This window comes from Kribbella sp. (genome assembly GCF_035655035.1).
Taxonomy (GTDB): domain Bacteria; phylum Actinomycetota; class Actinomycetes; order Propionibacteriales; family Kribbellaceae; genus Kribbella.
This window is the reverse complement of the sequence record NZ_DASRVN010000166.1, coordinates 1-6846: the sequence shown is the minus strand read 5'-3', so window position 1 is coordinate 6846 and position 6846 is coordinate 1. Positions and strand designations below refer to the sequence as shown.

At 67.2% G+C, this 6846-nt stretch carries 7 protein-coding genes; 3 read left to right on the top strand and 4 right to left on the bottom strand.

Going from position 1 to position 6846, the window contains the following annotated elements:
• Positions 1-1041 (bottom strand): MFS transporter (locus VFF46_RS09750; RefSeq protein ID WP_325036729.1); only part of this gene is annotated, 1041 nt, incomplete at its 3' end.
• Positions 1042-1161: 120 nt separating this feature from the next.
• On the opposite strand from VFF46_RS09750, the gene VFF46_RS09745 reads away from it, so the two are divergent.
• A complete protein-coding gene (locus tag VFF46_RS09745; protein ID WP_325036728.1) occupies positions 1162-1620 on the top strand; it encodes a hypothetical protein in 459 nt (152 codons plus the stop codon).
• Positions 1621-1793: 173 nt separating this feature from the next.
• Here VFF46_RS09745 and VFF46_RS09740 read toward each other — a convergent pair whose 3' ends face one another.
• The 3 genes from VFF46_RS09740 to VFF46_RS09730 form a co-directional block, all read right to left on the bottom strand.
• The gene (locus tag VFF46_RS09740) at positions 1794-2435 is read right to left on the bottom strand and encodes an alpha-ketoglutarate-dependent dioxygenase AlkB (protein WP_325036727.1); all 642 of its coding nucleotides are present in this window, start codon (positions 2433-2435) and stop codon (positions 1794-1796) included.
• A 101-nt stretch (positions 2436-2536) separates the two neighbouring features.
• On the bottom strand, positions 2537-3286 hold the full coding sequence (locus VFF46_RS09735) for a phosphotransferase enzyme family protein (RefSeq protein ID WP_325036726.1): 750 nt from the start codon (positions 3284-3286) through the stop codon (positions 2537-2539).
• 414 nt (positions 3287-3700) lie between these two features.
• The gene (locus VFF46_RS09730; RefSeq protein ID WP_325036725.1) at positions 3701-4177 is read right to left on the bottom strand and encodes a hypothetical protein; all 477 of its coding nucleotides are present in this window, start codon (positions 4175-4177) and stop codon (positions 3701-3703) included.
• 522 nt (positions 4178-4699) lie between these two features.
• Here VFF46_RS09730 and VFF46_RS09725 point away from each other — a divergent pair.
• Complete coding sequence (locus VFF46_RS09725; protein WP_325036724.1) at positions 4700-5275, top strand: helix-turn-helix domain-containing protein; 576 nt, start codon at positions 4700-4702, stop codon at positions 5273-5275.
• Entirely contained in the window at positions 5265-6482 is a 1218-nt protein-coding gene (locus VFF46_RS09720) for an MFS transporter (protein ID WP_325036723.1), read from the top strand. Before VFF46_RS09725 ends, VFF46_RS09720 begins: the two co-directional genes overlap by 11 nt.
• Positions 6483-6846: the final 364 nt, after the last annotated feature.

Below are 6846 nucleotides of genomic sequence, written 5' to 3'. Positions count from 1 at the left end.
TCCCTGCTTGTCGGCGGGGGCCAGACCGAAGCTGATCTCCCAGGCGCCGGAGGCGAGCTTCATCTCGCCGACGGTGAGGAGTGCGGCGGCGGCCACGAGTACGGCGGCGGTCGTTGCCGGGCCGAGGTGCGTCGCGGTGGTCGCGGTGGTTGCGGTGGTTGCGAACACCGCGCAGGCGGCCAGCATCGCGATCCCGGCGTACCGGACGGAACGGACCGCCGTACGCAGATCCCTTACCGCCTTGGCGATCCGCACCTGGAAGAACGCGACGCCGAGCGTGTTCACGATCATCAGCGACGCGACGGCCCAGCTGGGAGCGTTCGTCCGGGTGACGATCCAGAGCGGGCCGACCAGGCTGATCAGCGGCATGAACAGCAGCATCACGGCATTGAGCAGCGCGAGAACGGCGTACGGACGATCCCGCAGCACCGCGAGCCTGGGCTCGCCGTTGATCCTGAGCGAGGTCGCGATCGGCGGCACGCGGCGGATCAGCGCGGCCGCGACCAGGAAGCTCAGCGCGTCGATCGCGAAGACGATCAGGTACGCCGTTGTGCTGTCGAAGCGGAGGGCTACGCCGCCGAGCAGCGCGCCGACCGCGAGTCCGGCGTTCACGGTCGACTGCAGGAATGCGCGGATCCTCGTCCGTTCTTCAGGCTGTACGAGCCCAGCGAGCAGAGCCTGTCGCGCCGCGGTGAGGCCGGTCTGGCTGCAGGCGTAGAGGATCGCGGCGATCAGGAAGCCTGCGAAGCTTCTGACGACCAGGAACGACGCAACAGCGGTCGCGGTGCTGAGTGCGAGCAGGATCGCGGTGCCCCGGGCTCCGCGGCGGTCGGCGAGGCTGCCGAGCGGTACGCCGGCCAGGAATCCGGCCAGCCAGGCGATGGTGAGCCCGAGCCCGACCTCCGCGGTCGAGAGTCCGACCACGCGGGTGAAGAACAACGCCGAGGTGACGACGAACGCGCCGTCGCCGACCGAGTTGGCCAACTGCGCCAGCGCGAGGTCCCGCGGCGCTCCGGCCGGAGGAAGAAGTCTGCTGCTCATGGGTTGAGCCTAGGCGCCGTGCGGCCCAGACATGGGGTCCAATGCGGGGCGTGGTTTATGGGCCACTTTGGTCTGTGGATAACCCGGATCGGGAGTGCGGATCGCGGCATCTTTACTGGCATGAGCTTCCAACAGCTGACCATCGACTGGCCCGACCAACCACTGACCGATCCCGCACACGCCGCCAACGTCGTCGACCTGATGGTCGACATCGGCGACCGGTACCGCGGCACCTTCACCGTGCTGCTCTGCCACTCCGACGGCCGCTATCGATCCACCGTGATCGTCGAGCTGCCGCCACCCGGGCAGGATTCGCCTGCCAAGCTCTGCGAAACCGCCCTCGGACCGATCGTGGAGGCCGTCCGCACCGCGCCTGGTACCGCGGTCGTGCTCGCGTTGGGCCGTTCCGGGCCCGAGGGCTCGACCGACGCCGACGACCAGTGGGCCGCTGCCGCCACCGAGACCTGTGCGGCGGCCGGCATCAGGCTGCTCGGCTTCTACATAGCCACCCGGGACGGCGTCCACCAGCCGCGCCGGTGCGCCGAGCCGGGCCTGCCGCCCGTCGGAGCCCTCACCTGACGCCCGCCGAAGCGCTCACCTGACCCCGCTGGAGCGCTCACCTGACGCGCGCTGGAGCGCTCACCTGACGCCCGCTGGAGCGCTTACCTGCCCCCGCTGGAGCGCTTACCTGACCCCGCTGGAGCGCTCACCTGACGGCTGGCCGAGCCCTCGCCTGGCGCCGGTCGGAGCGCTCACCTGACGCCCCTCGGCCTGAACTGGATGCTGATCCGCGGCCCGACATGCCCCGCCGCCTTCGGAATCGCGTGCTCCCACGTGCGCTGACAGGAGCCACCCATGACAATCAGATCGCCGTGCCCGAGCGGATACCGCACGGTCGACGCCACCGCCTGCCCGCTGCCCGGCCGCGGCCGCAGTGCCAGCACCCGCGGCTCACCGACCGAGAGGATCGCCACCATCGTGTCCTCGCGATTCCCCCGCCCGATCCGATCCCCGTGCCACGCCACGCTGTCCCTGCCGTCCCGGTAGAAACACAGCCCCGCCGTCCGGAACGGTTCCCTGAGCTCGTCCGCGTAGTACGCACTCAAGGCATCCCGCGCCTCATCCAGCACAGGCAGCGGAAGCCGGTCGTCCTCACCGTAGAAACACAACAACCGCGGCACATCCACCACCCGGTCATACATCTGCCGCCGCTCCGCCTGCCACGGAACCTCCCCAGCCAACCGCCCGAACACCTCATCAGCCCCGGCCAGCCACCCCGGCAACACATCCACCCAAGCCCCACGCCCCAGCAGGGTCCGCCTCATCCCACCAAGCGACCCCAACGCAGGCTCCTCAAACCCACCAAACAACGACCCCTGAAGGCCAGCACCCATCCCCCCACCATACCCGAGATTCGAACATACGTTCCCCCAGGGCGTCGCAGGGATCGATCACAGGGCCGAAGCAGGGCTTGAACCGTGCTGGGCGGCTCTGGTCATGGAACCAGTCGAACATGACGGAGTGCTGTGAAGGCTGCGACCATTGCCTGATCCTCAACAGGGTCGGCGGCATGAACCCGCCGCCAAAACGCGATGCCGCTGCGAAGGCGCGCTCGAATCAGCGGAATCAAGGTATTGGATGGCCGGACCGGGCCGCCAGCCCGCTGGTATTCGGTCAGAAACGCTGACGCGCGGGCTAGATCCAACGCATCGCCGGCGGCCGTCTTCCCGAACTCCCAGACCGACCAAGCCAGTTCGTTGATCAGCGGACCCCATTCGACCTCGTCCCAATCAACCACGCCGACGATCCGTCCGGCTCGGCAAAGCACGTTGCCCGGAAAGAAGTCCCGATGCATCCACCCGACCGGATCGTCGCTGCTGTGGCCAGGCCACGACCGGAGCCACTGATCCAGCTCCCGATCTGGAAACAGCAGCTCGGCCTCGGACTCATCACGCTCTGGAGGTGTCCCCTCGCCCAGACCCGGAAACGCGCGCGCCAAACTGTGCAGCCGCGCCAAGAGACGAGCCGCCTGCCGAAGCTCAAGTGAGTTGTGCCTGTCCAGCGGTGCACCCGTCACGAACGGCCAGACAGTGATCGGCCGGCCTTGCCATAGAAACGCCGCTTCACCATCGGATGCCACCAGCGGCGCGATCACCTCGGGGACCTCGCCGGCAAACTCAGCGGCAACCCGGCAGGACCATTGCTGCTCCGGCAGCCCGTAGTACTGGGACAGCCGGATCGCCACTGACGGTTCCGAGTCGAGTCGCCACAGCTTGCTCGCAGTCCCGCCCCCGACCGCCTCCGCGTGCTCGGCCACAACGCCGTACCGCTCACGAACTTCCGCTAGTAGCGCCCGAGGAACAGGCTGCATGACCCAACCTCACTCGTCTCGACCGCATACAGGTCAGCCAAGTGGATCATTCAGCGAACGTCGCCGGAAAGGCTCCAGATTCCTCGACTCCACTGCCCGCCACCGACGTGCCAGCGAGCTGATCCGCGGACACCAAGCGCACGCGTCGCACCTGCAAGGGCTCGATCGTTCACCGGGCATTGCAGTTCGACGACCCCGTGGTTTCACACGGTGAGTGTCATCAGGCCGCCCCAATCGCAATTGTGGACTTGAGGTCCCTACAGCCGCCGGATCTCACGACGCTGTCCGTCAGCCTGTTTGACGTGCAGCGACCCATCGGATCGGACTGCCATGGCTATCGGTCCCGGGCCGGCCGTCCAGTGGTGTGGGGTCGCCGATCCAGCGGAGTGTGACCGGGACGGTGCTGGTCGCCTTGACTTCGGTGAAGGCGTTGGCTGGCGCTCTGGCGCTCACGACGACGCTGATGCCGGAGTAGTCGGGCTCGCTTCCGCCGGCGGACACGACCCCGGGGTTGTTGTGCATCGCGGCGATCACGGCCGCAGTGAGTTCGGCGCGCGAATATGCGGCCGATTCGAAGGCCACCGGCACTGCCTGGCGGGCTGCCAACCTCCGGAGACCGTCCGGCACTGTGCCCTTCCAATAGACCAGGACGGTCTTGCGGTCCTTCAGGACTCGAACGCCGCCCGCGCCGGGATCGTCCCGGTGATCATGGATCCAGTTCCCCAATGCCCGCCCAACGGTCTCGGCCACCGTCGGCAGCGCCATGACCTCCGGGTCACGACTTGACCGGCCGTCAGGCGCGTCAGGCCTGTCCATAGCGAGACCCCCTTGGAGTCGCCTGGTCGAGCAGCCCGCGCACACGCCTGTCGTCATCCGGCGGCTGCGGTCGCTGCCGCGAAGCGGTTGAGTGCAAGCTGCCGCCCTTCTCATCCAACGCGACAGACGATCCCAAGCGCAAGAGGCTCAAGCAATGACTCGCCCTAATCGGGCAGACCGCCGACCATGCGTCGACAACACCCCAGGCAACGACACTCAGTGACCGCGGTGGACTACATGAAGAGGCACCGTCGAGAAGCTTGAAGGAACCTGCGTTCCCCGGCGCTGTTCAGTGTTCGTGAGCATGACCTGAGCGGATGGGTTGTGGGGCGACGACGGCGGACACAACGCGGACATCCCTTACGGCGTTGCGCAGACGGATCAGCGTTCAGTGGTCCAGCCGGAGGTCGCCAAGGTGGATCAATCAGGAAGAAGTCTTCGCGAAGAACTCTTCTGGGTTAGGCTTGGGTCATGAGCGATCAGGCGCCGTCGGGCGACATCGTCCTGGATGCGGCTACTCTGCGTGTGCTGGCCCATCCGATGCGGCTGACCTTGCTGGAGCACCTGCGGCAGAGCGGTCCTGCGACGGCGCGACAGCTTGCGGCGCACTACGAGATCGACTCAGGTGCAGCGAGCTATCACCTGCGGCGGTTGGCAGACGGAGGTCTGATCGAGGAGGACCTCGAGCGCGGTACCCGGCGCGACCGCTGGTGGCGGGCTCGGCATCGCTCGTCGGTGCATCAGCCCGCGGACGGCGGTCCCGACGAGCGACAGGACAGCCGGGCGTACCTGCACGCGGTGGTGCTCGCGTACAGCGAGCAGTTGCGACGGCTCGCCTACACGGCGCCGCTACTGCCGGACGAGTGGTACGAGTCGTCCATGTTCAGCAATTACACGCTGCGACTGACGCCGGCGGAGCTCAACGAGGTGAAGTCCGAGCTGGCTGCGGTGGTCAAGAAGTACCGCGACCGCGACGACGGGGCAGGCGTGCCGGTAGCCCTCCAGTTGCACGCGTTTCCGCTGATGGCGCCAGACGATGACGCTTAGCGGTGCAGCTCCGGGCGTCGCCTACCGGGACGGCAACGTCCTGCGCTGGACGGCGGCCTACACCGCATCGGTCGGAGGCGACGTTGTTTTCTTTCTCGCCTTGTCGTGGGCAGCGACCCGGATGGCCGGGCCTGCTCAGGTCGGCGCGGTGCTGGCCGTCGGCGCCATTCCCCGGGCGCTGCTGATGCTGGTCGGCGGAGTCATCGCCGACCGGTACGGGCCGCGCCGAGTGGTCATTGGCAGTGATCTCACCCGCTGCCTCATCGTGTTCGGTGCTGCCGCGCTGATGCAGTTCGCGACGACTCGCCTCTCGATGCTGTTCGCCGTCGCGCTGGTCTTCGGCGTGATCGACGCACTGTTCATGCCCGCGGTCGGGGCGCTGGCCGGCCGACTCACCGAGCCGGGCCAACTCGGCCGGGTCCAAGGGCTGCGGATGCTGGCTGTCCGGCTCAGCAACGCGATTGGTCCAATGATCGCGGCGAGCGTGTTGACCGTCGCAGGAGTTGCCGCCGGGTTCGGGTTGGCTGGCTTGCTGTTCAGCCTGTCCGTCGGTCTTCTGCTTGCGGTCCGCCTGAACCGGACACAACCCGGCGTGCGCTCGACAGGCTCATCATTCGCGGACCTCAAGGATGGGTTGCAGCACCTACGGCGAAATCGTCACCTGAGCCGGCTGGTTGTGGTGGTTGGGCTCGGCGACATGTGCTTCAGCGGTCCGGTAGGAATCGGCCTGGTCCTGCTGACCGCCGAACGTCACTGGGCCGCCGCCGTCCTCGGATGGACGCTCAGCGCGTTCAGCATCGGAGGTGCCGCCGCCGGGATTCTGCTCACCGCTCTGACTCGCGTTCGGCGAGCAGGCGTCGTACTCCTGTGCTCCCTGCTGGCGACCGCCGTTCTCGTCGGAGCCTTGGGGCAGATCACCACAGCCGGCGTGCTGATCGCCGGTTCTGCAGTGCTCGGAACGACCAGCGGCGTCGCGTCGGGGCTGGGCAACGCCCTGATCCAACGCAAGACCGATCCTCGTTATCTCGGCAGAGTCAGTTCGGTTACGTCCCTGTCGACTGTGGGACTTGGTCCACTCCTGTACCCGGTCACCGGCGTGGTCGCGGCTGTCTGGGGAACAGGCGTCTTCTTCGCCGGGTGCGCTCTGGTGTGCTTGCTTGCGGCGGTACTCGCCGCGACCAAAACCGTGCGCGGCTCTGAGCTGTGATGCGCAGGGACGTTGTACGGCGATGCCGGATCGCGCTGCGTTGTGCCAGCTGTTGAGGTCGAGCAACCGGCTGTCGGTCGACCTGAATTACGGCGGTGGCGGGGGCAGATGTTTCCTGGGTTTCCTGTCCACTGTGATTGGAGGTGTCGATTCCGGGTGGCCTCGTTCGTCGCAGGGGCGAGAGGGTGTCCACGAGGGCGCTGTGGCTAACGAAGGAGATGTGTGCGATGTCGCACCTACAGTCCAAGGTTCACCGGATGTCCGAGTTCACCGAGGCGATCGGCACCGTCACGTTCTCCGAGGTGCCGAATGAGGGGTTTCTGGCTGTTGGTATGCGCAACTACTGGGACGGATACTTCGCGGG